The following is a 23,973-nucleotide window of genomic DNA, read 5'->3' as shown; positions in this document are numbered from 1 at the left end:
AATTACGAATGCGAAACCGGATTGGAAGGCTCGGTTGTGGCGACCTCGTGCAAAGGTGAAGCATTCATCAGTCCTGTCCCGGAATGGGTCAGTCTCGTGCATGCGGACAAGCTTCGAAGACGGCGGCCGAACGCTTGGGCCCGACAGCGTAACGTCGTCGGTGACAGCGCTATCGTTCACATGGAAACACGGCGTTCATCAAACGCTGTCTTATCAGTGTGAACAATAGGGGCGATATTTCCATCAACACTTGTCTTTTTCCGAGAGGCCCGGATGTTGAAGGAACCGATTTTCACCTTTCGCGAGATCGCCATTTGGTCCGCCATCCTTGGCAGCGTGGTCGGCTACCAGCTCTGGCAGCATGCCGATCCTGCACCGCTGACGATCACTCTGCCCGCGATCGAGCAGCAGCTTTGAGACGATGGCGCCGGTAGGTGCTACGCCGCCGGCACTTCATAGAAAGGCGCGCCGGCAGTGATCGCCGACGGATCTCAAGCGCCCAAGTAGACAAAAAAGGGGGCCGTTCTGGCCCCCTTTTTGCTGTGTGTGATGTCGCTCAACCGTCGATGTCGTCGATGATCTCGACGGCGCGGCCGGCGCTCACGCGTCGGACTTCGGCTTCCTCGCGGCGGCCGGCGAAGAGTTCGGTCGCCATCAGCTGGTCGGCAAGGTCGGCCGGCAGAGAGAGGATGACGCGGGCATCTTCCGTGTGGATGCCGCCGAGCGCCGAGCGCTTGGCGGTGATCATGCCGCCGGCCACCGTGTTGTTGGTGTCCGGGTCGATCAGGATGAAGGCGCCGGTGGTGCGGTTCTGCTCGTAGGTGTCGAAGATCGCCTGCTCGTCGAAGGCGAGGTGCACCTTGCCGATGGCGTTCATGGGCAGCTGGTCGGCCTGGTTCCACTTGCCGGTCTGCAGATCGAGCTGGCTTGCTGGCTGCACCTGGACGCGCTGGCGGCGGCTGCCGCTCTTCAGCCAGTAGCGCTTGCCGGGCTGGATGCCCTCGGCCTGCAGCGCAACCAGCTGGGCGTCGAAGGAAAGGCCGGTCAGCGGCTGGCTGTCGATCGCCACGATCATGTCGCCGCGCGACACATCCACCTGGCGGTCGAGCACGAGCGTGATCGCGTCGCCGGCGACCGCCGCGTTGCGCACCAGGTCGAAGGTGACGATCTTGGTGACGTTGGCGACCATGCCCGAGGGCAGGATGACGACGCTGTCGCCGGGCTTGACCGAGCCGCCGGCAACCGTGCCCTGATAGCCGCGGAAGCTTTCGCCCGGACGCGAGACGCGCTGCACCGGCAGGCGGAAACCGACCGTCTGGGCTGAACGGGTCGTCGCCAGTTCCAGGACTTCGATCAGCGTCGGGCCGTCATACCAGGGCATGGAGGCGCGGCCGTCATAGACGACGTTCTCGCCCTTCAGGGCCGAGACCGGAATGGCGGTGACCTGGCGTACGCCGAGCGACAGCGCCAGTTCGCGGAACTCGTGGCTGATCTCTTCGAAACGGGCGCGGTCGTAGTCGGTCAGGTCGATCTTGTTGACCGCCAGCACGAACTGCTTGATGCCCATCAGCGTCGCGATCGTCGCATGCCGGCGGGTCTGTTCAAGCAGGCCGACGCGAGCATCGACGAGCAGCACGGCGAGATCGGCGGTCGAAGCGCCGGTCGCCATGTTGCGGGTGTATTGCTCGTGGCCGGGTGTGTCGGCGACGATGAAGGAGCGCTTGTCGGTCGAGAAATAGCGATAGGCGACGTCGATGGTGATGCCCTGTTCGCGCTCGGCCTGGAGGCCGTCGAGCAGCAGCGCGAAATCGGGCAGGCCGAGGTCGTTCTGCTTGCCTTTGGAATCACGCTGCAGCGTTGCCGCCTGGTCTTCCTTGACCGCCTTGGTATCCCAGAGCAGGCGGCCGATCAGCGTCGACTTGCCGTCGTCGACTGAGCCGCAGGTGATGAGCCGAAGCGGACGGCTGTCACGGGTGGCGCGCGCCGGCTCCTGCGCCGGAAAGGCCAGAACCTCGCCGGCTTGAGCGTGCTCAACGGCATTCGCGGTTGCGGTTGCGGTCATCAGAAATATCCTTCGCGCTTCTTCTTTTCCATCGAGCCGGACTGGTCACGGTCGATGGCGCGGCCCTGGCGTTCGGAAACGGTCGCGGTTTCGAGTTCGGAGATGATGTCGTCGAGCGTCGTCGCGTTTGAGCGGATGGCGCCGGTCAGCGGGAAGCAGCCGAGCGTGCGGAAGCGGATCACTTCCTCGCGCTTGGTCTCGCCCGGCAGAAGTTCGAGGCGCGGATCTTCGGCGAGGATCATCATGCCGTCGCGTTCGACGACCGGGCGCCTTTCAGCAAAATAAAGCGGAACGATCGGAATGTCTTCGGCCTGGATATAGCGCCAGATATCGACTTCGGTCCAGTTGGACAGCGGGAAGGCGCGCACGCTCTCACCCTTGCGGATCATGCCGTTGTAGACGTTCCACAGTTCCGGGCGCTGGTTGCGCGGATCCCAGCGATGGTCCGGCGTGCGGAAGGAGTAGATGCGCTCCTTGGCGCGGCTTGCCTCTTCGTCGCGACGCGCGCCGCCGAAGGCAGCATCGAACTGGCCGGCGTCGAGCGCCTGGCGCAGCGCCTCGGTCTTCATGATGTCCGTATAGAGCGCCGAGCCGTGGGTGAAGGGCGTAACGTTCTCGGCGGCACCGCGCGGATTGACGTGCTCGATCAGGTCGAGGTCGTAGCGCTCTACGATCTCGTTGCGGAACGCGATCATCTCGGAGAATTTCCAGCCGGTGTTGACGTGCAGCAGCGGGAAGGGCACGCGGCCGGGATAGAAGGCCTTGCGCGCCAGATGCAGCAGTACGGAAGAATCCTTGCCGATCGAATAGAGCATGACCGGGCGTTCGAACTCGGCGGCCACTTCGCGGAAGATGTGGATCGCTTCGTTTTCCAGCGCCTTCAGATGCGGATCGAGCGGCGGCTTGGCGCTCTGCGGGTTATGCAGTTCCGTTTCCGGATGGATATGGGGCATTTCAGTCTCCGGGAGGATTTGTCTTCGGACGAGCGCGCCAGCTTCAGGCGGCGCTGCTCGAATTGGGGATGATGGAGCTTGCGGCGGCTTCCGGAACGTGCAGACCACATTCGCGCTTCTCGTCGTTCTCCCACCACCAACGGCCGGCGCGTTCGGGCTCGCCGGGCTTGATGGCGCGGGTGCAGGGCTCACAGCCGATCGACGGATAGCCGCGGGCGTGCAGCGGGTTGACCGGAACGGCATGGGTGGCGACGTAGCTGTTGATGGTCTCGATGTCCCAGTCGGCCAGCGGATTGATCTTGATCAGGCCGCGTTCGGCATCGGCCTCGGCAAAGGGTGTGGAGGCGCGGTTGCCCGACTGGCCGCGACGCAGGCCAGTGATCCAGAAGCTTGCCCCTTCGAGTGCGCGCGCAAGCGGCTTCAGCTTGCGCACGTCGCAACAGGCATGTCGTGCTTCGACGCTTTCGTAGAAGCCGTTGAGGCCGTAACGCGCTGCGTAAGCGTCGATGTCGGCCTTTTCCGGATGGTAGCGCTTGATCAGGATGTCGAAGGCTTCTTCCGTCTTGTCGATCAGCGCTGCGGTCTCATTGAAGAGGCGGCCGGTCTGAAGCGTAACGACATCGACGGCGAGCTTGTTCTTGCCGATCGCGGCGGTAATCACCTGGTCCTCGATGCCGAGCGAGGTCGTGAAGACCGCCCGCCCTTCAAGGCTTGCGACGAGCGCCAGCCGCCCGGCGAGATCGAGGCCTTCGAGCCTCTCGTTCAGTGCCTTGGCGGTGGTTTCGAGGGATGACGTGGTCATGGCTGCGTCCTGTTCCAACTTGGGCGGAATATCGCAGCCGAACAGGTCAATGGACAGAAATAGCGGTTTCTAATGCTGTTTGTTTGGAGCAAATCTGCCTCTCAGATCGAAAAGCAGCGAAAAACCGAATATAGACTAGTAATTTACTAGATTTAATACTGTATTGCTTGCGGCTGCTGTGTCGTAAAAAAGAAAAAGGCGCGAACCCTGCTGTCCGCGCCTCCCTGGTTGGCAATCGACCGGATCGTCAGAACTCCGCCCAGCCGTCCTCCTGTGGCCGTGCGCTGCCGCGATAGGCGCTTGCGAGCTTACGGGTCAGGGCCCGTGCGGGCGAGGGGGCTGCACTTTCCGTGGAAGCACTTGCCACGCGGCGAGGCGCGGCCGAAGCGCCATTGCCGGTCCTGAAGCGCATCAGGAGGTCGTTGAGCGCGCCGGCCTCGCGGGCAAGACTGTGGCTGGCGGCGGTCGATTGCTCCACCATGGCCGCGTTCTGCTGCGTTCCCTGGTCGATGGCGTTCACCGCCGTGTTGATCTGCTGGATGCCGGCTGCCTGTTCGCGGGCGCTTTCGACGATCGCCGTCACGTGGTTGCTGATCTCCTTGACCTCGACGATGATGCTTTCGAGCGCCGCGCCGGTCTCGCGCACCAGAGTGACGCCGGATTTGACCTGCTGGCCGGATGTGGCGATCAGCACCTTGATCTCCTTGGCGGCCTGGGCCGAGCGTTGGGCGAGCTCACGCACCTCCTGGGCGACGACGGCAAAGCCCTTGCCGGCTTCACCCGCCCGAGCCGCCTCGACGCCGGCATTGAGCGCGAGCAGGTTCGTCTGGAAGGCGATATCGTCGATGACGCCGATGATGCTGGATATTTCCCGCGACGAGGCCTCGATGCCGCTCATGGCCGTGACGGCATTGCCGACGATTTCGCCCGATTTCTCCGCAGCACCACGGGTGCGGGTGACGAGCGTGCCCGCCTCTTCTGCGCGCCGGCTGGCATCGGCGACAGTGGTGGCGATCTGGTCGAGTGCGGCGGCTGTTTCCTCGACCGAGGCAGCCTGCTGTTCCGTGCGCTTGGAGAGGTCGCCCGCCGCCGAACGGATTTCGCTGGCGCCGGCATTTATGCTGCGGGCGTTCTCGCCAACCGAGCGCAGAGCATCCTCAAGGTTGGCGACGGAACTGTTGAAATTGGTGCGCAGCGCGTCGAGCCGCTCGGCAAGCGGCGTTTCGATCCGGAAGGTGAGGTCGCCCTCGGCAAGGCGATCGAGGCCAAAGCCAAGCGCACTGACCGCCGTCTGAACCTCCGCGGCCTCTTTGGCCTTCTGCGCTTCGCGCTGCTCGCGCTCGCGTTCCGAGAGCGAACGGCCGGCCTCCGCCTCCTGCTCCAGCCGCTGGCGTTCCAACGCGTTGTCGCGGAAGACGGCGACCGCGCCGGCCATCTGGCCGATCTCGTCGCGGCGCCCTTCGCCGAAGATCAGTGTCTTGAGATTGCCGGCGGCCAGCTGGCGCATGGCTTCGCGCAGCTTGGTCAGTGGGCGCAGCAGGCCGGCAATGATGAACCAGACGGTCGCGCCAAGCATGAGCAGGGCGAAACCGGCAATCACGCTTTGCCAGAGTGTGAGGTTGTTCTTCTCGGCCTTCGCCGCTTCGAGCTCGGCGTTGGCCTCCGAAAGCTGCAGCTTGATCAGGTCGCTGATCGGCGCAGCGAGGGGATCGACGGAGGAGTAGAGTTTGGTATCGACGAAGCGTTCGAGTTCGGCCTTGTCCTGACGCTGCATGATCTGCACGAGATCGCGGATCGACGCATCGCTTGCGATGCGCGCCTTGTCGAAAATCTCGGTCAGCTTCTTCTCCTCGGGCGTCAGCCGCGTGGCCTCATAGGTGCGCCAGCGCGTGTCGATGGTCGAGAGGGCCAGGTCGATCGCCTTTGCTCCGGCCGCCCAGTCCAGGGCGCCGCTGCGAACCTTGTGGGTGGTATCGACGATTTCGACCGCATACATGTCGGACACCGTTTTCAGATGATCGACCGGCAGCAACCGGTCGGCGACAATCGATTCGGTGCGTTTGGAGATGGAAGTCATCGCACTGAAGGCCGTGACGATCATGACCAGCATGGCGACGGCGAGCAGGGACAGACACACGAGCAAGCGTGCTTTGATTGTCATGAATAACGCTCCGCGGTTGCCCGCAAGGCAAATCATCCTCGGCCGATGCCGCGGGGATGGCCGCAAAGGCATCGGTAAGCGAGCTCGCCTTGGCAGGGGAGTGATGTCGATGATGGGATGGAGCACGCGATATTGCGCGGCGAAACTGCCGTCATGGCACGTTCGCCCAGCGTTCACTCCGTCTCATATAGACATAACAACCGGAGATTAAGAATGGCTAAATTTTAAGCTGTTCATGAATTCACCATGCAACTTTCGGTCACGGTGTTTATTGCCGCGCCGGACAAGGTCGGCGCCCTTCTCTTCAAGAAGTGTTGAACGCTCAGCGCTTCCGTCAACGGCTGTTCAGGTCCAAGCTTGCGGCTTCCCCCAGGCAAACGAAGGAGCAGGTCGATGCTGGATGCCATTTCACGCAGAGGTTTAGCTGGCGTTGTGATCGCCGCCGTGCTGGCCACCGGCGCTTATGCCCATCACGGCTGGTCCTGGGCCGAGGCCGACCAGATCGAGCTCAAGGGCACGATCCGCGAAATCTCCATGGCACCGCCTCATCCGACGCTTCAGGTCGAATCGACCACGGACGGGACCTGGCACGTTGAACTCGGCAATCCCCGCCAGACGGAACGTTCAGGCTTTATCGAGGGGTCGGCCAAAACTGGCGACGAGGTCGTTGTACTCGGCAATCGCTCGCTCGACCCGAACGAAAAGCGCATGAAGGCCGTGCGGATCACGGTCGCGGGCAAGACCTATGACATCTATCCGGAACGCATCCGGGCTGGGGGATGAGTCCGGCCGAGCTTGCCGAATGGGTCTCCGGCTGGCCGGTAGGGGCAGCACTCAGGCGCTCGGCGCTGCTCTATCTCGTGGTCAACGCGGCCCACATCCTGGCGATCGGGCTCTTGATCGGCGCGATCGTGCCGCTCGACCTGCGGCTGCTCGGGCTCGTCGGACATGCGCCGGTCGACGTGCTCGGCCCGTTCCTTACGCGCGCCGCCGCCATCGGCCTCCTGCTGGCTGTCGCCACCGGGTTCTGCCTCTTCAGCGTCAGGCCCGCGGCCTATCTCGCCAATCCGGCATTTCTGGCGAAGCTCGCATTGCTGGCGCTTGGCGTCCTCAATGCGCTGTCGCTGCGCCGGGGTACGGCCTGGCAGACCGTCTTGGCGGGCGGCATGATAGCCCCCCGTCTGCGGCTGCAGGCGCTCGTTTCGCTGTCCATCTGGCTCGCCGCGGTGCTCGCCGGCCGCTGGATCGGCTTCATCGGATAGCGGGTTACCGGTCGCTGACCTGCCAGCGCGGGTTGATCCAGGGCTCCTGGTTGGAGCGGGCGAGCGGCTGCTTGCCAAGAATATGGTCGGCCGCTTTCTCCCCGGTCATGATCGAGGGGCTGTTCAAGTTGCCGTAGGTCACGTGCGGGAAGATCGAGCTGTCGGCGACACGCAAGCCATCGACGCCGATGACGCGGGTCTCGGGATCGACCACCGCCATCGGATCGTCCTTGGCGCCCATCCGGCAGGTGCCGCAGGGGTGGTAGGCGCTTTCCAGGTGCTCGCGCAGGAACGCGTCGATCTGTTCGTCCGACTCGACGTTCTCGCCCGGCTGGATCTCCGGGCCGCGGTATTGGTCGAAGGCCTTCTGGCCAAAAATCTCGCGGGTGAGGCGCACGCAGTGGCGAAACTTCTCCCAGTCCTCCGGGTGGCTCATATAGTTGAAGCGGATGACCGGATCGGCCATCGGGTCGGAGGAACGCAGCGTGACGTTGCCGCGTGACTTCGACAGGTTGTAGCCGACATGCACCTGGAAGCCGTGCGTGTTGGCGGCAGCCTTCCCGTCATAGCTGATTGCCACCGGCAGGAAATGGTACTGGATATCCGGCTGCTTGACGCCGGGGGCCGAGCGCAGGAAGGCGCAGGCCTCGAACTGGTTGGAAATGCCGAGGCCCTTCTTGAAGAACAGCCACTGCGCACCAGCAACGCCCTGCCAGAACCAGGGCAGCCAGGAATAGAGCGACACCGGCTTGGTCGAGACCTGCTGGAAATAGAACTCCATATGGTCCTGCAGGTTTGCGCCGACACCCGGCCGGTCGACCTTCACCTCGATGCCCATGTCCTTCAGGTGCTGGGCCGGGCCGATGCCCGAGAGCATCAACAGTTTCGGCGAATTGAACGAGGAGGCGGAGACGACAACCTCGCGGTTGGCCTTGACGATCTCGATCTTGCCGGCGCGCTCGATCTCGACACCGGTCGCCCGGCCGTTCTCGATGACGATGCGGCGGGCAAAGCAGCGCACCAGAGAGACGTTCTGCCGTTTCATCGCCGGCTTCAGATAGGCGTTTGCCGCCGACCAGCGCCGGCCCTGCCAGACGGTCTGTTCCATCAGCCCGAAGCCTTCCTGCTTCGAGCCGTTGTAATCGTCGGTCACTTCAAAACCGGCCTGCTGGCCCGCTTCGATGAAGGCATGGAACAGCGGGTTGTGCACCGGCCCGCGCTTGACGTGCAGCGGTCCGTCGGTGCCGCGCCAGCCGGCTTCGCCGCCGTGACTGTTTTCCATACGCTTGAAATAGGGCAGCACATCCGCATAGGCCCAGCCGCTTGCGCCGAGTTCTTCCCACCGGTTGAAGTCCTCGGCATGCCCGCGCACATAGACGAGACCGTTGATCGAGGAGGAGCCGCCGATCACCTTGCCGCGCGGCGCGGTGATACGCCGGTTGTTGAGGTTCGGCTCGGGTTCGGAGAGGTAGCCCCAGTTGTAGCGCTTCATGCTCATCGGCCAGGCAAGTGCTGCCGGCATCTGGATGAAGGGGCCTGCATCCGTGCCGCCATATTCCAGCACCAAAACGGTATTCTTGCCGTCTTCCGAGAGACGATAGGCGAGCGCCGAACCGGCGGAGCCGGAGCCGATGATGATGTAATCTGCCTGCATAAGCGTGGTCTTTCTCTAGCGTCTCTAGAACCGGCTGATCTTGCGCTGCTATTTCGGCTCCCCATTCCTGTGCCCGTGACAGGAATCCAGCCAAGCGACGTCTTTCGCTTGAAGACTGTTGTGCGCCACCGACCGGCGCTGCTGGATCCCCGGAACGCGCTACGCTCGCCCGAGGATGAGGGAGATAAAACGGCCGCCTCTCAAGAAGCGGCCGCAGCCCTATCTCAATAGGGTGACTGCACCGGCCCCATGCCGACATAGACGGTCTTCAACTCGCTGTAGTGGTTGAGTGCCGCGACCGAATTTTCGCGGCCGAAGCCTGACTGTTTCGAGCCGCCGAAGGGGATTTCCACCGGGCAGAGATTGTAGGTGTTGATCCAGAGCGTCCCGGCTTCGATCTGGTCGACGACACGGTGGGCGCGGGTGATGTCGGCGGTGAAGACGCCGGCCGAAAGGCCGAACTCGGTCGCATTGGCGCGGGCGATCACCTCCGCCTCGTCGTCGAAATCGAGCACGCACATGACAGGCCCGAAGATCTCTTCGCGGGCGATCGTCATGTCGTCGGTGACGTCGGCAAAGACGGTCGGCTGGATATAGGTGCCCTCTGCGTTGACGGCGTTCGGGATGCCGCCGCCGGTCACGAGGCGCGCGCCCTCGGCCTTGCCCTTCTCGATGTAGGAGAAGACCTTGTCGCGCTGCGGCGCCGAGACCATCGGCCCAAGCTGTGTCGCGTCGTCCATGGGGTCGCCGATGACGATCGCCTCTGTGCGGGCCTTCAGCCGCGTCAGGAACTGTTCCTTGATGCCCTTCTGCACGAAGACGCGGGTGCCGTTCGAGCAGACCTGTCCGGTCGAATAGAAATTGCCGAGCATGGCGCCGCCGATGGCGCTTTCGAGATCGGCGTCGTCGAAGACGATCAGCGGCGACTTGCCGCCGAGTTCCATGGTGACGTGCTTGAGTTCGGCCGCGGCCGCACCGGCCACCTTCTTGCCTGTTGGCACCGAGCCGGTCAGCGACACCTTGGCGACGTCAGGATGATTGACGAGCAGCGGGCCGGTTGTGCGGTCGCCTTGGATGACATTGTAGAGACCCTTCGGCAGGCCGGCCTCGACGAGGATCTCGGCGATCTTCAGCGCGCCGAGCGGCGTGTTTTCCGAGGGCTTGAAGACCATGGCGTTGCCGGCGGCAAGCGCCGGGGCGCCTTTCCAGCAGGCGATCTGCTGCGGATAGTTCCAGGCGCCGATTCCGACGCAGATGCCGAGCGGCACGCGCTTGGTATAGGCGAAGTCGCCGCCGAGCGGGATGTAGTCGCCGTTAAGGGCGGTGGCGATGACGCCGCCGAAGAACTCGAAACTGTCGGCGCCCGAGGTCGGATCGGCGACGATCGTCTCCTGGATGGGCTTGCCGGTGTCGAGCGTTTCAAGCTCGGAGAGCTCGCGGTTGCGCGCGCGCATGATCTCGGCGGCGCGCTTGAGGATACGGCCGCGGGCGGTCGGGCTCAGCGCTGCCCATTCCGGCTGGGCGCGCTTGGCCGCCGCAATCGCCTTTTCGACGATGGCGGGCGTTGCGGCGTGCAGCCGCGCGATGACTTCGCCGGTTGCCGGGTAGATGCTCTCGATGACGGTGCCGGCGATGTCCTCGACATATTCGCCGTCGATGAAGTGCGAGGCTTGCGGTTGGGCTTTCATCTTATTCTCCTCGCGGATAGCGTTTGGATTCCTCGAGATTGTCGAGGTTCATGTGGTTGCGCATGTAGCGCTCGGATGCCTTCTGCAGCGGCTGGTGATCCCATGGATAGTAGGCGCCGTTTCGAAGCGCCTCATAGACTACCCAGCGCCGTGCCTGGCTTTCGCGCACGGCGGCGTCGAAGGCCTCCATGTCCCAGTGAGCGGCGCACATGTCGCGGAAGGCCTGCAGGGTCGCGGCCTGGACCGGCGTCTCCGGATCGGCGGCGAGGTTCTTCAGTTCCAGCGGGTCCGCCTCGAGATCGTAGAGCTGGTCGGGATCGAGCGCGCAGTGGATGTACTTCCACTTGCCTTCGCGAATGGCGACGAGTGGTGCGTAGGAGGCCTCTGCCGCATATTCCATCAGCACCGGCTCTGAGCGCTCCTCGCCGTTGATCATGGGCACAAGGCTGATGCCGTCGGTCCAGGGCTTGACCTCATCCATCGAAATGCCGGCGAGATCGGCAAGGGTCGGCGTCACGTCGACATTGGAGGTCGGCGCCAGATGCAGGCCGGGCGCGACGCCGGGGCCGGCGACCATCAGCGGCACGCGGGCCGAACCCTCGAAGAAGTTCATCTTGAACCAGAGGCCACGCTCGCCGAGCATGTCGCCATGATCCGAGCAGAAGAGGATCAGCGTGTCGTCGAGCATGCGGGTGCGCGTCAGCGTGTCCATCAGCTCGCCGACCTTCTCGTCGAGATAGGAAATGTTGGCGAAATAGGCCCGGCGCGAACGGCGGACGTTCTCTTCCGTGAGGTCGAAATTGACGTAGTCACAGGAATGCATGATGCGCTTTGAATGCGGATCCTGCTGATCCTCCGGCAACATGCCGACCTCGGGCAGGAGGTGCTCGCAATTCTCGTAGAGATCCCAGAACTTCTTGCGCGCCACGTAAGGGTCGTGCGGATGGGTGAACGAAACCGTCAGGCACCAGGGGCGGCGTTCCGTATCGTCGTTCTCGCGCGAAAGCTGGTAGAGCTTCTGGTTGGCGAGGAAGGCGACCTCGTCGTCATATTCCATCTGGTTGGTGATCTCGGCGACGCCGGCGCCGGTGACCGAGCCGAGATTGTGATACCACCAGTCGATGCGCTCGCCGGGCTTGCGATAGTCCGGGGTCCAACCGAAATCGGCCGGGTAGATGTCGGTCGTCAGCCGCTCCTCGAAGCCGTGCAACTGATCCGGCCCGACGAAGTGCATCTTGCCCGACAGTGCCGTGTAATAGCCGGCACGGCGCAGGTGGTGTGCATAGGTCGGGATCGAGGACTGGTACTCGGCGGCGTTGTCGTAGACGCGGGTGCGGCTCGGCAATTGCCCGGCCATGAACGAGGCGCGGGCAGGGGCGCAGAGCGGCGACGAAGTGTAATTGTTGCGGAAGCGGGCCGAACGGGCCGCGAGCGCTTTCAGGTGTGGCGCATGCAGGAACGCGGCCGGTCCGTCCGGAAAGAACGTTCCGTTCAGCTGGTCGACCATGATGATCAGGATGTTCGGTCTTGCGGTCATGCGGCCGTTCCCCGGTATGTGAGCCGATCGATGTGCGAGGTGACGTAGTCTTCGGTGAGCGCGATCGAGGCTTCGATGCTGATCGGCGCGGAGCGCAGACTCTGGCGGATATAGAGCCCGTCGATCATCGCAGCTGCGCCTTCGGCGATGCGTTCCGCGTCATCGTCGGCACAAAGCGTCTTGAGGCTCGCCAGCAAATTGGAGCGCAGCCGCCGGGCATAGACCACGAGCAGCCGCCGCACCTCTTCCGAGCGCTGCGCTTCCGAGTAAAAGGCAAGCCATGCGGCGATCGTATCAGGGGCGAACTGGCTTGCCTGGAAGGAGACGCGGATGAGCGCGCTCAGTCTTTCGCGCGGGCTCACGACTGCGCGGAGCGCCGTCACCGTGTCGTCGCGCAATTGCCGTAGAAGGCTGCGGATGGTCTCGATCAGCAATTGTTCCTTGCTGCCGAAATAGTGGTGGGCAAGGGCAGGGGAAACGCCGGCGTGACGGGCGATTTCGGACATGGTGACGGCCAGCGTGCCCTGGTCGCCGATCACGCGTAGCGCTGCGTCTACCAGCGCCTTGCGGCGCACCGGTTCCATCCCGACCTTCGGCATCCGTCTCTCCCTTGACGATGATCAGTCTATTTTTGATTGACTCATCAATCAATAAAAATCAGCAGTGTTTTCGCTTTCCTTTTGTGCAGAAATCCGGCTCAATCCCCGCGTTAGCGATCTCGCGTTGCAAAGGGCTGGAGGTTGAGATGACCCACGCATTCGATCGAGCCGACAAGTCAGCGGTTGCCGGTAAATGGGGGTGGTTCGTCGCCCTCGGCGTGCTGTTGATCATGTGCGGCGGCCTTGCCTTCGGCAATCTGCTGATGGCGACGGTCGCGTCCGTCTATTATGTCGGGATCATCATGCTGGTCGGCGGGCTGTTCAATCTCGCCCATGCCTTTCAGGTGAAGGGCTGGGACAGCGTGCTCTACTGGGGCCTGAGCGGTGCCTGCTACACGATCGCCGGCCTCTTTGCCTTCATCAACCCCGTGCTTGCCTCGTCCTTCCTCACCTTTATCATGGCGGTCGCCTTGATCGTCGCCGGATGCTTTCGCATTTGGGTCGGCCTGAAGCTCAGGCCGCTGCAGGGCTGGGGATGGGTGGCGCTTGGCGGCCTGGTCACGCTTGTGGCCGGCCTGATCATCGCCGCTGGCTGGCCGGTCAACAGCCTCTGGATCCTCGGCCTGTTCCTCGCCGTTGACCTTGTCATGCAGGGCCTGTCTCTGATCGCCTTCGGCGTTCTGGCCAAGGGTGGAGTTTAGCGCGGGGTGCTGCTGCCAAGCAGCGCCTCGAGCAGCCGGAGCAGGTCGCCGCGAAGATCGGCAAGGCCGCTCGCGGCGAGTGCCTCAAGCCCGATCAGCGCGCCATAGAGCGCACTGGCGCCGCTGCGGCTCTCATCTGACGAAAATCCGCAATCACCGAGCAGGACGGCAATGTAGCCGAGGCGGCTTTCGTCGACGGACTTAAGGGTCGTCGCGGCCATGGCGTCGAAGCGCGCCCATTCGCGGACCGCGCCGTCCGTCAGCAAGCCGCCATAGGGAAGGCTGCGTTCGTCGGTTGCGGCATGTACCAGCAACCGCAATCGCTCTTGCGCCGGTACTTCCAAGGCTTCGATTTCCGCGATGATCGCGTCTGTCGCTTCGCGCGCCCAGTGGGCAAGCATCTTTGCCTTCAGGTCGGGCACATCCTTGAAATGCCAATAGAAGGAACCCTTGCTGACCTTCAGGTCGCGGGCAATCGCCTCGGCGCGGATCGCCTGCACGCCGCCCGTCGTCAGCGCGCGGAAGGCAGCCTTGATCCAATCATCGCTCGTCAGGGTGTTTTTTGTTGCCATATGCTTCCATACGCTACCGTATTGACGGATGCAACCAGGTGGCGTACATACGCTACCGTATGGCGACAATTGGAGGCGAACGCATGAGCAAATGGCTTCTGGCAGCGGGCACCCTGTCCCTGGCGACAACGGGCATTCATCTCTTTGCAGGCGGACCGGAGGTGCATGTGCCTCTGCTTGCAAGCAGCCCGTCGGCGCTGCTTAAGACCTATGTCTCGCTTCACTGGCACGCGACGAGCGCCATCCTCCTGATCAACAGTCTCGCCCTGCTGTTTGCCGCCGTGAACGGACGTTACCGTGTGCCCCTCGCCGCTGCGGTGATCGTGCAATATCTCGCCTATGCGGTGCTCTTCATCGGTTACGGCCTTGCCTATCTCGGCTCTCTCTCGACCACGCCGCAATGGGCGGCCTTTCTCCTCATGGCCGCGCTCGGGGCGATCGGCGTGCGCTCGGACAAAGGGTCTCCGTCAACCATGGCCGCCTGAGGCGGTTCGCCGACAGGCAAGCAAGGAACCCATCATGTCGACGGCAATCGCGATCCTGCTTTTCCTCGTCCTTTCCGGTATCGCCGGGCTGCATGCTTACTGGGCGTTCGGCGGACTTTGGCCCTGTGACGACGAGGAAACGCTTGTCCGCACGGTGGTCGGCACGAAGCACCGGACGGTGATGCCGCCGGCCTGGCTGACGCTGGTCGTCGTCGCACTGCTCTTTGCGGCAGCGATCCTGCCATTGTCGGTGACACCCGTCTTTGCCGACATGTTGCCACCGGTCCTTGCCTATGGCGGCCTTGCGGGGCTTGCCGCCGTCTTCGTCGCCCGTGGTCTCGTGGCCTTCACCACCGCCTTTCACCAGCGCCACGGCACGGAGCCCTTCGTGACGCTCGACCGTCGCATCTACGGTCCGCTCTGCCTTGTTATCGGTGCCGGATACCTGGCATTGCTCGTTCTCGAATGATGCCATCCTGGCTCGACGGTCAACATCGCGCAGATGGCCGACCGATCACAGGACTTGCTCATGAAACTACTGATTTCATTAGAGTGTTTGCATCTGATTGGCGCAGTTGCCGCTGTCACATAGCTTTCATCAAAGCTTCATAATGGGGAAAGACTTCGTTGACGCTTGCTGGCCATGCTGCCGGCGTTCGACCGTCCGTCCCATATTTCTGGAGCCCGGCATGTCCGCCGCCCCCGCCGAAATTCTCTCGTTGCGCCGGTTCGGCGACGACCAGATCGTAACGCTCGCCAAGCTGGTGATCGAAACCGCCTTCCAGCCGATCGCAGAAGCGGCGACCGGCACCGTCTTCGGCTACGAATCCCTCATGCGCGGCTTCCAGAAACTCGGCTTTGCCTCGCCGCTGGAACTGCTCGACAAGGCGGAAGAAGAGGGGCAACTGCTGGCGCTCGAGCATATGATCAACAGTCGCGCCGTCGCCGGCTTTGCGACGCTGCCCGATCATTCCGCCCGCACGCTCTTTCTCAATTTCGACTCGCGCCTTGTCGGCGGCGAAGGCGACATTGTCGAACGCCTCGTCAACCACCTGAAGCGTGCCAACATCGCCCCGTCGGCACTCTGTTTCGAGCTTTCAGAGCGCTTCGACGGCGGCAAGATGCCGGATTTCTCGGCCCTCGTGCGCGATCTCCGCCTTGCCGGCTTCAAGCTGGCGATTGACGATTTCGGCGCCGGCTTCAACGGGCTGAAGCTGCTCTGCGACCAGCCGGTCGATTATGTGAAGATCGACAGGCATTTCATCTCCGGCATCGAGGCCGATGCCCGCAAGCGACATCTGGTCCGCCACACGGTCAACACCGCCCATGTGCTCGGCACCCGGGTGATTGCCGAAGGCGTCGAGACCGAGGCGGAATTCCTCACCTGCCGCGACCTCGGCTGTGATCTGGTGCAAGGCTATTACGTTGCCCGGCCGACGACGCATCTGAGCGAGCTTCTGCCCGCCTATCCGCATCTCGATCAGAGCGTCGTCAGTAGGCGGTCCTCGTCTTCGCTCGACGGTATCCTGATCCGCAAGCAGATCGAGCAACTGCCGACCGTTCGCGAAAGCGACGAACTCGATTCCGTCTTCGATCTCTTCCGGCGTAATCCGCGCCAGGGCTTCTTCCCAGTCTTGAATGCCAATGGCGAGCCGCGCGGCATCCTGCACGAATATCACGTCAAGGAGCTGATCTATCACCCCTTCGGCCGCGATCTCCTGAAGAACCGGATCTACCAGCGGCGGATATCGCATTTCGCAAGCCCTGCGCCGATCGCCGATCTCGACACGCCGGCGGATGAGATGCTGAAGATCTTCGCCGGCATGGACGGCAGCGATTGCCTGATCCTGACGGAGAACATGCGCTACGCCGGCACGCTCTCGGCCTCGTCGCTTCTGAAGATCATCAACGAAAAGCAATTGAAGATGGCGCAGGAGCAAAACCCGCTGACGGGCCTGCCCGGCAACCGCGCCATCCGCGACTATGTCCAGGACGCGATCCTCGACGGCGATCATGCCCGCTATTTCTGCTATTGCGACTTCGACGACTTCAAGCCCTTCAACGATACCTACGGCTTCCAGAAGGGCGATCTCGCCATCACGCTCTTTGCCGCCCTTCTCAGGCGCCATTTCATCGGTGAGGAGAAATTCCTCGGCCATGTCGGCGGCGACGACTTTTTCGTCGGCGTCAGCGGCTGTTCGGTGGAGGAACTGGAGGCGGTGCTGAACCGCCTGCTCGACAATTTTCGCTCCGACGTTTGCCAGCTTTATTCACCGGAGCATCAGGCGGAAGGTCGCATCAGCGGCCATGGCCGCGATGGTGCGCCGAAGGAGTTTCCGCTGATGCGCTGCTCGATCGCCGTCCTCGGGCTGCCGGAAGGCTTCGTCTTCTCCGACGCCCAGGCCGTCAGCGCCCGCATCGCCGAAATCAAGTCGCGCGCCAAGGCGAGCGAGGCCGGTCTGGTGATGGACGCGCTCGGCGGCTGAGTAGCGCCCTCGACGACCGGCCGCGCGACAATCAGCCTTTTCGCCTCGCGTTTCCGGCGCTACCTATGCGCCTTGAGAATTCGCGAGGTAAAGCCATGTCTCTTCCATCGGAAATGCAATTCGTCGACCTCCCGGCCCCGGGCGGGCCGGAAAACATGATCCTGAAGAAAGGACCGTTGCCGGAGGTCAAGCCGGGCGACATCCTCGTTCGGGTGGAGGCGGCCGGCATCAACCGTCCGGACGTTTTGCAGCGCAAGGGCGACTATCCGCCGCCGCCCGGCGCAAGCCCGATCCTCGGCCTGGAAGTGGCAGGTGAAGTCGTGGCGCTCGGCGAGGGGGCACAAGGGTTCCGGATCGGCGACAAGGTCTGCGCGCTCGCCAATGGCGGCGGCTATGCGGAATATACGGCAGTGCCCGCGAGCCAGGCGCTCGCCTGGCCCAGGGGTTATGACGCCGTGAAGGCGGCCGCCCTGCCGGAAACCTTCTTCACGGTCTGGGCCAATGTCTTCGACATGGCCGGCCTGAAGGCGGGTGAGACGATCCTCATCCATGGCGGTTCCAGCGGCATAGGCACGACGGCGATCCAACTTGCCAAGGCCTTCGGCGCCGAGGTCTTCGTGACGGCCGGGAGTGCCGAGAAATGTCGGGCCTGCGAAGCGCTCGGCGCCAGGCGGGCGATCAACTATCGCGACGAGGACTTCAAATCGGTCGTACTCGAAGAGACCGGTGGGCGCGGCGTCGATGTCATTCTCGATATGGTCGGCGGCCGCTACTTCGACCGCAATATCGGCTCGCTCGCCAAGGACGGCCGCCTGTCGATCATCGCTTTCCTCGGCGGCGCCAAGGTCGAGGCGGCGAACATCGCGCCGATCCTGACCAAAAGGCTGCATGTCATGGGTTCGGCCCTGCGCCCGCGCACGGCGGCGGAAAAGCAGGCGATCCGCGACGGCTTGGTGGAAAAGGTTTGGCCATTGCTGGAAACAGGCAAGGTCGCGCCAGTCATCCATTCCGTCCTGCCCTTCAGCGCGGTTGCCGACGGCCATCGACAGATGGAGGAGGGCGACCATATCGGCAAGATCATCATGTCCCTGTGATCCCTCGGACCATTAGCCCGCAATTCGCGGTGCGACGGGAAAACGATCTTCGACCATCGTCGCCCTTGTAATCGCTGACGGATCGCTTACCTTCAAATCATCAGCAACGAACAGAAAGGAAGGTGGTCCAATGTCTAATGAGATTTCGGTCTTGGTGAAGGGCATGGAAGAGGTGAAGGTGTCGAGGCAGCCCTCGGCGTAATCCCCGCCTTCCTTCGGGTTTAACAGCCCGGGCCAGTCATACGGCCAAAACTCATGGAAGGGTCGCCTCGCGCGGCCCTTTTCCATTTTCGGGACTTGCTCAGGACCAAGCCTCGCCTAACCGGCCGACCCGGCCGGCGCTGTGTCTTGGATCAGCAGCCAGGGGTTCGGTTCATTACCGATGAACTCGTCCCGGACATGCTTCAGCACTTTCCTCTGCCCGGCAAAGGGCACCATCTGGAGCGCTTCGTCAAAGCTTGCCCAGCGAAACTCGCTGTGTTCGGCATTGAGCCGGACCGTGGCGCCCTCAGCCGCAAAGCCGACGAAGACGGGCAGCAGACTGATGGCGTTGGGGTCGGCCTCGTAAAATTGCTCGCAGATGTCGGCGGAATAGAAACGGTCGGGCCGCAGCCCCGTTTCCTCCTCGACTTCGCGCAGGCCCGCCTGCCAGGCCGTCTCATCCGCTTCGATCGCGCCGGCAACCTGGCACCAGGTTCCCGCGAGTGTTCCGGAGCGCTTCAGAAGGAGTACCTCGAAGGTGCTCCCGGCCGGGCGGAGAACGACGACCGAAACGGCAAAGCTCCTGATCGGTATTTCATGCATCGCGCGCGTCCTTCTCATTCAACCGGCGGACCATGCAACGCAAACCGCCGGCGCTCAACTTAAGCGATGGCCCGTCGAACCAGCGCCATCATATGCCGATGCGTCCGATCGCCGGGATCTTGATGCCGGGATTGGCGAAGTCGAAGCCTGCGACCAGGCCGAAGAAATGCAGCTCAAGGCCGCTGCGAACACCCGCCGAGATGCCGGCCAGGCCATAGAGCGTGGCGTGCAGGTCGCGCCCGTCGGCATCGATCTGGAACAGCTTGCCCTCCGGCAGATAGTCGCGGCCGACGGCATCCGGCGGCAGAACGGCGCCGAGTTCCGGCACGGTGCGCAGCACGTGGGCGACGAAGGTGTTGGAGTTCGGGCCGGGCCAGATCCGGTAGCCGCCGGGCGAAGCATAGGGATAGCTGGCGATTGCCGCCTCGATCTTCGGGATCATTCGCGTGGCGTCGGCACCGGTCACCGAGACGACCAGCCGCGGCTCATTCGAGTACCAGCGTGCATCCGCCGGATAGCCGTTCTTGCGGATTGGTTTGCCCCAGCCGACTTTGTCGTAGCGATCATAGGCGGTGGCACCCTGATCCTTGGTCACGATCCAGGCGTGGCTCGCGACAGCGCCCTTCATGCCGCCCGTGGTTGCCGAGAACACGTAGATTGCCGCGTCCGCGCTTTCTGCCGCTTTCGGCAGGATGCCGGCCGAGGACCAATCGGCGTCGCGCCAGCTTTGCGGCCGGTCCCGCATGTACCACCAGCCGGCCGAGGCCAGCGCCGGCAGCAAGTAGATGACGAGAAAGGCGGCGGCCAGCCTGCGGGCGAATTTCATGAAAACTCCGTTTCTTGCCGGTAAAATCCTGCTAAATGCACGGAGCAATTTCGGATATTTGAGGGCAAGGCATGTCAAATCCCGTTCTCGTCGAAGTTACCCGCGGAAACCTCGTCGAAAGCCGCCACCGCGGCGTGGTCATTGCCGTCGATGGCGACGGCCGGACCGTCTTCTCGCTGGGCGAAACCGACAACGCCGTCTTCCCGCGTTCGGCCTGCAAGGCAATGCAGGCGCTGCCGTTGATGGAAAGCGGCGCGGCCGACGCCTACGGCTTCGGCAACCGTGAACTGGCGCTTGCCTGTTCCTCCCATTCCGGCGAGCCGGAACATGTGGAACTGGCCGCCAAGATGCTGGCCGCTGCCGGCCGCGATGTCTCGGCGCTCGAATGCGGCGCCCATTGGTCGTCCGACCAGAAAACCCTGATTGGCCAGGCCCGCAGCCTGGAAGCGCCGACCGCGCTGCACAACAATTGCTCCGGCAAGCATTCCGGCTTCATCTGCGCCTGCTGCCATTCGGGCACCGAGGTGAAGGGGTATGTCGGCTACGACCATCCGCTGCAGCGCGAAATCCGCGGCGCAATGGAAAGCCTGACGGGCGCGATCCTCGCCAAGGACAATTGCGGCGTCGACGGCTGCTCGATCCCGACCTATGCGGTGCCGCTGAAGGGGCTTGCACACGGTTTCGCGAAGATGGCGACCGGTGTCGGCCTCGAAGCCGAACGTGCCCGCGCCTCGAAGCGGCTGATCGATGCCTGCATGGCCGAGCCCTTCTATGTTGCCGGCACCAAGCGCGCTTGCACACGACTGATGAAGACGGCGCCCGGACGTATCTTTGCCAAGACCGGTGCGGAAGGCGTGTTCTGCGCCGCCATTCCGGAAAAAGGCATCGCCATCGCGCTGAAGTGCGAGGATGGTACGACCCGGGCTGCCGAAGCCATGGTCGCGGCAACGCTTGCCCGCTTCTTCCGGGACGAGCCCGAACTGCACGCGGCGCTGATGGCGCAGGCCAACCATTCCATGCACAATTGGAACGGCATCCATGTCGGCGACGTCAGGGTGACGGACGCTTTCGCCGCCTGAGCCGCTGCGGGGCGGGTCGTTTCGGCCCGCTCAATTTTCCGACGGTCCGCCCGTTGGCGCCGCGCCGCCATCAAGCGCCGATGATCGCAACGTCCGTGCCGTCATAAGGGGCGAGCATGCCGTCGCTGATCTCGTTGGGAACGATGAAGCCCGCGAGCTCAGGGATCGCGGCCACGTGGTGCGGCGAGACCGCATCGAATTTTTCCACCGTTGCGAGCACGTAGGTTTCCGCGGCCTGGCCGAGGATCGCCCGCTTGACGGCCGCCTCCTCGAAGTCGCCGGTTGAAACACCGTGGGCCCGGTGAATGGCGGTGACGCCGAGGAAGAACAGGTCGGCTCGGATGCCGGCAATCGCTGCAAGCGCTGCTGCTCCCGTCGCGACCATCGAATGCTTGCAGAGCCGCCCGCCGATCAGGATTACCTCCGCCTCGTGGCGCTCGAGTTCGGCGGCGATCGTCGGGCTGTGGGTGACGACGGTCAGCCGCATGTCGCGCGGCAGCGCCCGGGCAATCTCTGCATTGCTCGTGCCGCCGTCGAGGAAGATCGTCTGACCGGCCTCGATCATCGCAGCCGCCTTTTGTCCGAGCCGGCGCTTGACGTCGCCGGCAATCTCCTGACGCGCCGCAAAGTTGGGCAGCGGCGGCACCAGGGGCAGCGCGCCGCCATGCACGCGTTTCAGCAACCCCTCCGCCGCCATTTCGCGCAGATCGCGCCGGATCGTGTCTTCGGACAGGTTCAACTCGTCGGCCATGCGCTTTGCGACGACCTCGCCGTCTCGTGCCAGTCGCGCCGAAATCAAAGCCCGCCTCTGTATCGTCAGCATGAAATGTCTCCTTGACTCTTCACGATATTGCACGAAATATCATGAATATTCCAGAATAATCTGGATCGTTCATCGCATCTCGGGAGAGAAAAATGCTGATCTTGATCGCAGGCCCCTATCGTTCTGGAACCGGGGACGACCCGGCCAAAATGGCCGCCAATCTGAAGCGGCTGGAAGAGCCGTCCTATGCGCTGTTCAAGGCGGGCCATGTGCCTGTCATCGGCGAGTGGGTGGCGCTGCCGGTCTGGCATGCGGCCGGCGGGGCGCGGATCGGCGACGACCTCTATGAGGAGATTTTTCATCCGGTGGCGGGCCGGTTGCTGGCGCTCTGCGATGCGGTTCTGCGCCTGCCGGGCGACAGCAAGGGGGCGGACAACGACGTGCGCATCGCCCGTGAGCGCGGAATTCCCGTCTACTATCGCCTGGAGGACGTGCCCGGCTGCAGCGAGCCGCTGGTCGCGTGAACGTGCAAGGCCCGGCAGCTGTAGCCTGCCGGGCACCCTAACGACGGCGGACGACGGCGATCCTTCGCCGCCTTGCCACTTCTGCTTGTCAATCGAGGTGACTTCCTTTCTTCTGCGGCCGGTCTTTGCTCTGGAGCGACACGGCAGGAAGCGTACGGTTCTCCGTTGCATGCCGCTTCGACCCACCGCAATTGACAGAGCCGGATCGGTTGATCGACATCACGTAAACCGATCCGCATGATCGCAGAGGAGAACTTAAAGTGTTGAAACTGTTCTACGCCCCCGCAACCTGTTCATTGGCCTCGCATATCGCGCTGGAAGAAGCGGGCGCCGAGTATGAGGCGCGCCGTGTCGATTTTTCGACAGCCGAGCAGACCAAGCCCGACTATCTCGCGGTGAACCCGAAGGCGCGGGTCCCCGCACTCCTGACCGACCGGGGCGTCATCACCGAAACGCCGGCGATCCTGACCTATATCGCGCAGGCCTTTCCGGCCGCGAAACTCGCCCCGGCGAACGACGCCTTTGCCTTCGCGCAACTGCAGTCGTTTCTGAATTACCTCTGCTCGACGGTGCACATCGCCCACGCCCATGGTCGCCGCGGTGCACGCTGGGCCGACGATCCGGCCGCGCATGAGGCGATGAAGGCCAAGGTCGCCTCCAACATGACCGCCTGCTACGAACTGATCGAAAGCAAGATGTTCGAAGGGCCGTTCGTTTTTGGCGAGAGCTATTCGATCGCCGATCCCTATCTTTTCACCGTCGCCGGCTGGATCGAGCCCGATGGTGTGGATCCCGCGCGCTTCCCCAAAATCGTCGATCATCGCAACCGCATGACCGCACGCCCGGCCGTCGCCCGGGTGCTGGCAGCGCTGAAGGTCTGAACCATCGAGCCTGCGGCTACATCAGGATGTAGTTCTTCGGCTGCGGTAGAGGCGGAAGGTTGGTCTCGCCGAGCGCCTCGCGCAGATTGATTTCGATGGTCTCGGCAAGAGCGACGATCGGCAGGTCGTTCGGCAATACGCCGAACGGCTCCTCCAGCTCGTCGCCGAGCGCGTCGAGGCCGAAGAAGGTGTAGGCGACGAGCGCTGTGACAAACGGCGTCGCCCAGCCGAGCGCATCGGCGAAGCCGAAAGGCAGCAGGAAGCAGAAGAGATAGGCTGTGCGGTGCAGGAGCAGCGTATAGCCGAACGGCACGGGGGTGTTGCGGATCCGCTCGCAGGCCGCGAGCATGGCCGAAATCCTGCCGAGCGTGCCATCCAGCTGTACCCACTGAAAGTCGCTGATCGTTCCGGTTCCCCGCAGGCCGGCGAGAATGCGGCCCATTTCGCGCAGCAGAAAATCCGGTCCGTTGCGGCTGGCCTTGTAGCCGGCAGCAAGATCCGCCGGCAACCGCGCCAGCGGCCTGCCGACATCGCTTCCAGGCCGCAAATGGCAGACCAGTGCGTGGCCAAAGGCGATCGTGATGTCGAGCAACCGCTGCCGCTCGGCCTCGGCAAGGATCAGCGTCTGGCGGGCGAGGTCGCGCGCGGTAAAGATCAACTGTCCCCAGTCCTTTCGCGCCTCCCACCAGCGGTCGTAGCAGGCATTGTTACGGAAGCCGAGAAACACGGAGAGTGCGATACCGAGCAGCGCGAAGGGGCCGCTGTTGACGCTCGGCACGAGGCCTGGATCGACGCGGTGCGCCCAGACGACGAGGGCGGAGAGGGCAAAGACGAACAGCACTTGCGGAAAGATCCGCTGAATGACCGACCCTCGGAGGATGAAGAAGAGTTTCAAAAGGGTAGGGCGGTTGCGAACGATCATGGGAATACCTGTCCGGCTGTTCGCTTAACCGGTATAGGCGCAAGCTTCGAAATGGAAGGGCCGTCCGTTCGGTGACGTTCCCCGCATAGCCAGGATTATTTTGCCTGTGATGTCGGGC

General features: G+C 63.3%; 25 protein-coding genes. 11 read left to right on the top strand and 14 right to left on the bottom strand.

Translation table 11 applies throughout. The annotated features are described in order from the left end of the window. Positions 1–273 precede the first annotated feature (273 nt). Entirely contained in the window at positions 274–417 is a 144-nt protein-coding gene (locus IB267_RS10555) for a hypothetical protein (RefSeq protein ID WP_089045238.1), read from the top strand. Between the two features lie 139 nt (positions 418–556). On the opposite strand, the gene cysN is transcribed toward IB267_RS10555, so the two are convergent. From cysN to IB267_RS10535, 4 genes are all read right to left on the bottom strand, one after another. Then, on the bottom strand, positions 557–2,062 hold the full coding sequence (cysN, locus tag IB267_RS10550) for a sulfate adenylyltransferase subunit CysN (protein WP_192447548.1): 1,506 nt from the start codon (positions 2,060–2,062) through the stop codon (positions 557–559). Continuing rightward, positions 2,062–3,015: a sulfate adenylyltransferase subunit CysD gene (cysD, locus tag IB267_RS10545; protein ID WP_192447547.1), complete on the bottom strand. Its 954-nt coding sequence runs from the start codon at positions 3,013–3,015 to the stop codon at positions 2,062–2,064. Before cysD ends, cysN begins: the two co-directional genes overlap by 1 nt. A 43-nt stretch (positions 3,016–3,058) precedes the next feature. Then, on the bottom strand, positions 3,059–3,817 hold the full coding sequence (locus IB267_RS10540; RefSeq protein WP_192447546.1) for a phosphoadenylyl-sulfate reductase: 759 nt from the start codon (positions 3,815–3,817) through the stop codon (positions 3,059–3,061). 247 nt (positions 3,818–4,064) lie between these two features. Beyond that, positions 4,065–5,978 carry a methyl-accepting chemotaxis protein gene (locus IB267_RS10535; protein WP_192447545.1) on the bottom strand — a complete coding sequence of 638 codons (1,914 nt, stop codon included), beginning with the start codon at positions 5,976–5,978 and terminating at the stop codon, positions 4,065–4,067. A 393-nt stretch (positions 5,979–6,371) separates the two neighbouring features. Between IB267_RS10535 and IB267_RS10530 the strand changes: the two genes are divergently transcribed. Together IB267_RS10530 and IB267_RS10525 are read left to right on the top strand one after the other, a co-directional pair. Next, entirely contained in the window at positions 6,372–6,761 is a 390-nt protein-coding gene (locus tag IB267_RS10530; RefSeq protein ID WP_192447544.1) for a DUF6152 family protein, read from the top strand. Beyond that, on the top strand, positions 6,758–7,240 hold the full coding sequence (locus tag IB267_RS10525; RefSeq protein WP_192447543.1) for a DUF6644 family protein: 483 nt from the start codon (positions 6,758–6,760) through the stop codon (positions 7,238–7,240). Before IB267_RS10530 ends, IB267_RS10525 begins: the two co-directional genes overlap by 4 nt. A gap of 4 nt (positions 7,241–7,244) precedes the next feature. Here IB267_RS10525 and betA read toward each other — a convergent pair whose 3' ends face one another. The 4 genes from betA to betI all read right to left on the bottom strand — a co-directional run bounded on the left by betA (position 7,245) and on the right by betI (position 12,718). Further along, positions 7,245–8,894, bottom strand: coding sequence for a choline dehydrogenase (betA, locus tag IB267_RS10520; RefSeq protein WP_192447542.1), 1,650 nt, complete (start codon positions 8,892–8,894; stop codon positions 7,245–7,247). A gap of 224 nt (positions 8,895–9,118) precedes the next feature. Next, positions 9,119–10,582: a betaine-aldehyde dehydrogenase gene (gene betB / locus IB267_RS10515; RefSeq protein ID WP_192447541.1), complete on the bottom strand. Its 1,464-nt coding sequence runs from the start codon at positions 10,580–10,582 to the stop codon at positions 9,119–9,121. A gap of 1 nt (position 10,583) precedes the next feature. After that, the gene (gene betC, locus IB267_RS10510) at positions 10,584–12,119 is read right to left on the bottom strand and encodes a choline-sulfatase (RefSeq protein WP_192447540.1); all 1,536 of its coding nucleotides are present in this window, start codon (positions 12,117–12,119) and stop codon (positions 10,584–10,586) included. Next, positions 12,116–12,718 (bottom strand): transcriptional regulator BetI, encoded by a 603-nt coding sequence (betI, locus tag IB267_RS10505; protein WP_192447539.1) that lies wholly within the window; start codon positions 12,716–12,718, stop codon positions 12,116–12,118. The genes betC and betI overlap by 4 nt, the downstream gene beginning before the upstream one ends. A 146-nt stretch (positions 12,719–12,864) precedes the next feature. On the opposite strand from betI, the gene IB267_RS10500 reads away from it, so the two are divergent. Then, on the top strand, positions 12,865–13,419 hold the full coding sequence (locus IB267_RS10500) for an HdeD family acid-resistance protein (RefSeq protein WP_192447538.1): 555 nt from the start codon (positions 12,865–12,867) through the stop codon (positions 13,417–13,419). Here IB267_RS10500 and IB267_RS10495 read toward each other — a convergent pair. Beyond that, a complete protein-coding gene (locus tag IB267_RS10495; RefSeq protein ID WP_192447537.1) occupies positions 13,416–13,991 on the bottom strand; it encodes a TetR/AcrR family transcriptional regulator in 576 nt (191 codons plus the stop codon). The two genes, IB267_RS10500 and IB267_RS10495, sit on opposite strands and share 4 nt — an antisense overlap. Before the next feature lie 83 nt (positions 13,992–14,074). On the opposite strand from IB267_RS10495, the gene IB267_RS10490 reads away from it, so the two are divergent. From IB267_RS10490 to IB267_RS10475, 4 genes are all read left to right on the top strand, one after another. Next, on the top strand, positions 14,075–14,476 hold the full coding sequence (locus tag IB267_RS10490) for a hypothetical protein (protein ID WP_192447536.1): 402 nt from the start codon (positions 14,075–14,077) through the stop codon (positions 14,474–14,476). Between the two features lie 34 nt (positions 14,477–14,510). Continuing rightward, positions 14,511–14,945: a DUF3995 domain-containing protein gene (locus IB267_RS10485; protein WP_210335821.1), complete on the top strand. Its 435-nt coding sequence runs from the start codon at positions 14,511–14,513 to the stop codon at positions 14,943–14,945. Between the two features lie 220 nt (positions 14,946–15,165). Further along, the gene (locus IB267_RS10480) at positions 15,166–16,962 is read left to right on the top strand and encodes a GGDEF domain-containing protein (protein WP_192447535.1); all 1,797 of its coding nucleotides are present in this window, start codon (positions 15,166–15,168) and stop codon (positions 16,960–16,962) included. 95 nt (positions 16,963–17,057) lie between these two features. Further along, on the top strand, positions 17,058–18,056 hold the full coding sequence (locus tag IB267_RS10475) for an NAD(P)H-quinone oxidoreductase (protein WP_192447534.1): 999 nt from the start codon (positions 17,058–17,060) through the stop codon (positions 18,054–18,056). 12 nt (positions 18,057–18,068) lie between these two features. Here the strand turns inward: IB267_RS10475 and IB267_RS10470 are convergent, their stop codons facing one another. The 3 genes from IB267_RS10470 to IB267_RS10460 form a co-directional block, all read right to left on the bottom strand. Beyond that, positions 18,069–18,344 carry a hypothetical protein gene (locus tag IB267_RS10470; RefSeq protein WP_192447533.1) on the bottom strand — a complete coding sequence of 92 codons (276 nt, stop codon included), beginning with the start codon at positions 18,342–18,344 and terminating at the stop codon, positions 18,069–18,071. A 30-nt stretch (positions 18,345–18,374) separates the two neighbouring features. After that, positions 18,375–18,860, bottom strand: coding sequence for an NUDIX pyrophosphatase (locus IB267_RS10465; protein ID WP_192447532.1), 486 nt, complete (start codon positions 18,858–18,860; stop codon positions 18,375–18,377). 88 nt (positions 18,861–18,948) lie between these two features. Then, positions 18,949–19,686: a DUF3750 domain-containing protein gene (locus tag IB267_RS10460; protein ID WP_192447531.1), complete on the bottom strand. Its 738-nt coding sequence runs from the start codon at positions 19,684–19,686 to the stop codon at positions 18,949–18,951. Between the two features lie 71 nt (positions 19,687–19,757). Here IB267_RS10460 and IB267_RS10455 point away from each other — a divergent pair, with 71 nt between their 5' ends. After that, a complete protein-coding gene (locus tag IB267_RS10455) occupies positions 19,758–20,765 on the top strand; it encodes an asparaginase (RefSeq protein WP_192447530.1) in 1,008 nt (335 codons plus the stop codon). 70 nt (positions 20,766–20,835) lie between these two features. Here IB267_RS10455 and IB267_RS10450 read toward each other — a convergent pair whose 3' ends face one another. After that, the gene (locus IB267_RS10450) at positions 20,836–21,588 is read right to left on the bottom strand and encodes a DeoR/GlpR family DNA-binding transcription regulator (RefSeq protein WP_192447529.1); all 753 of its coding nucleotides are present in this window, start codon (positions 21,586–21,588) and stop codon (positions 20,836–20,838) included. Between the two features lie 92 nt (positions 21,589–21,680). On the opposite strand from IB267_RS10450, the gene IB267_RS10445 reads away from it, so the two are divergent. Together IB267_RS10445 and IB267_RS10440 are read left to right on the top strand one after the other, a co-directional pair. Continuing rightward, complete coding sequence (locus IB267_RS10445) at positions 21,681–22,052, top strand: NUDIX hydrolase (RefSeq protein ID WP_043620043.1); 372 nt, start codon at positions 21,681–21,683, stop codon at positions 22,050–22,052. A gap of 260 nt (positions 22,053–22,312) precedes the next feature. Continuing rightward, positions 22,313–22,933 carry a glutathione S-transferase N-terminal domain-containing protein gene (locus IB267_RS10440; RefSeq protein WP_192447528.1) on the top strand — a complete coding sequence of 207 codons (621 nt, stop codon included), beginning with the start codon at positions 22,313–22,315 and terminating at the stop codon, positions 22,931–22,933. 16 nt (positions 22,934–22,949) lie between these two features. On the opposite strand, the gene IB267_RS10435 is transcribed toward IB267_RS10440, so the two are convergent. After that, a complete protein-coding gene (locus tag IB267_RS10435) occupies positions 22,950–23,855 on the bottom strand; it encodes a bestrophin family protein (RefSeq protein ID WP_192447527.1) in 906 nt (301 codons plus the stop codon). Between the last annotated feature and the right edge of the window lie 118 nt (positions 23,856–23,973).

Source organism: Ensifer sp. ENS09 (genome assembly GCF_014852425.1).
GTDB lineage: Bacteria > Pseudomonadota > Alphaproteobacteria > Rhizobiales > Rhizobiaceae > Ensifer.
This window is presented reverse-complemented; position numbering and strand designations above follow the sequence as displayed.

Bases quoted from the DNA above. Each gene is read 5' to 3' on its own strand.
- betI (WP_192447539.1), bottom strand. From the start codon at position 12,718: ATGCCGAAGGTCGGGATGGAACCGGTGCGCCGCAAGGCGCTGGTAGAC.
- IB267_RS10450 (WP_192447529.1), bottom strand. From the start codon at position 21,588: ATGCTGACGATACAGAGGCGGGCTTTGATTTCGGCGCGACTGGCACGA.
- IB267_RS10445 (WP_043620043.1), top strand. From the start codon at position 21,681: ATGCTGATCTTGATCGCAGGCCCCTATCGTTCTGGAACCGGGGACGAC.
- IB267_RS10555 (WP_089045238.1), top strand. From the start codon at position 274: ATGTTGAAGGAACCGATTTTCACCTTTCGCGAGATCGCCATTTGGTCC.
- cysD (WP_192447547.1), bottom strand. From the start codon at position 3,015: ATGCCCCATATCCATCCGGAAACGGAACTGCATAACCCGCAGAGCGCC.
- IB267_RS10525 (WP_192447543.1), top strand. From the start codon at position 6,758: ATGAGTCCGGCCGAGCTTGCCGAATGGGTCTCCGGCTGGCCGGTAGGG.
- IB267_RS10490 (WP_192447536.1), top strand. From the start codon at position 14,075: ATGAGCAAATGGCTTCTGGCAGCGGGCACCCTGTCCCTGGCGACAACG.
- IB267_RS10465 (WP_192447532.1), bottom strand. From the start codon at position 18,860: ATGCATGAAATACCGATCAGGAGCTTTGCCGTTTCGGTCGTCGTTCTC.
- IB267_RS10530 (WP_192447544.1), top strand. From the start codon at position 6,372: ATGCTGGATGCCATTTCACGCAGAGGTTTAGCTGGCGTTGTGATCGCC.
- IB267_RS10495 (WP_192447537.1), bottom strand. From the start codon at position 13,991: ATGGCAACAAAAAACACCCTGACGAGCGATGATTGGATCAAGGCTGCC.
- IB267_RS10535 (WP_192447545.1), bottom strand. From the start codon at position 5,978: ATGACAATCAAAGCACGCTTGCTCGTGTGTCTGTCCCTGCTCGCCGTC.
- IB267_RS10485 (WP_210335821.1), top strand. From the start codon at position 14,511: ATGTCGACGGCAATCGCGATCCTGCTTTTCCTCGTCCTTTCCGGTATC.
- betB (WP_192447541.1), bottom strand. From the start codon at position 10,582: ATGAAAGCCCAACCGCAAGCCTCGCACTTCATCGACGGCGAATATGTC.
- IB267_RS10470 (WP_192447533.1), bottom strand. From the start codon at position 18,344: ATGGAAAAGGGCCGCGCGAGGCGACCCTTCCATGAGTTTTGGCCGTAT.
- IB267_RS10475 (WP_192447534.1), top strand. From the start codon at position 17,058: ATGTCTCTTCCATCGGAAATGCAATTCGTCGACCTCCCGGCCCCGGGC.
- betC (WP_192447540.1), bottom strand. From the start codon at position 12,119: ATGACCGCAAGACCGAACATCCTGATCATCATGGTCGACCAGCTGAAC.
- cysN (WP_192447548.1), bottom strand. From the start codon at position 2,062: ATGACCGCAACCGCAACCGCGAATGCCGTTGAGCACGCTCAAGCCGGC.
- IB267_RS10540 (WP_192447546.1), bottom strand. From the start codon at position 3,817: ATGACCACGTCATCCCTCGAAACCACCGCCAAGGCACTGAACGAGAGG.
- betA (WP_192447542.1), bottom strand. From the start codon at position 8,894: ATGCAGGCAGATTACATCATCATCGGCTCCGGCTCCGCCGGTTCGGCG.
- IB267_RS10435 (WP_192447527.1), bottom strand. From the start codon at position 23,855: ATGATCGTTCGCAACCGCCCTACCCTTTTGAAACTCTTCTTCATCCTC.
- IB267_RS10480 (WP_192447535.1), top strand. From the start codon at position 15,166: ATGTCCGCCGCCCCCGCCGAAATTCTCTCGTTGCGCCGGTTCGGCGAC.
- IB267_RS10460 (WP_192447531.1), bottom strand. From the start codon at position 19,686: ATGAAATTCGCCCGCAGGCTGGCCGCCGCCTTTCTCGTCATCTACTTG.
- IB267_RS10455 (WP_192447530.1), top strand. From the start codon at position 19,758: ATGTCAAATCCCGTTCTCGTCGAAGTTACCCGCGGAAACCTCGTCGAA.
- IB267_RS10500 (WP_192447538.1), top strand. From the start codon at position 12,865: ATGACCCACGCATTCGATCGAGCCGACAAGTCAGCGGTTGCCGGTAAA.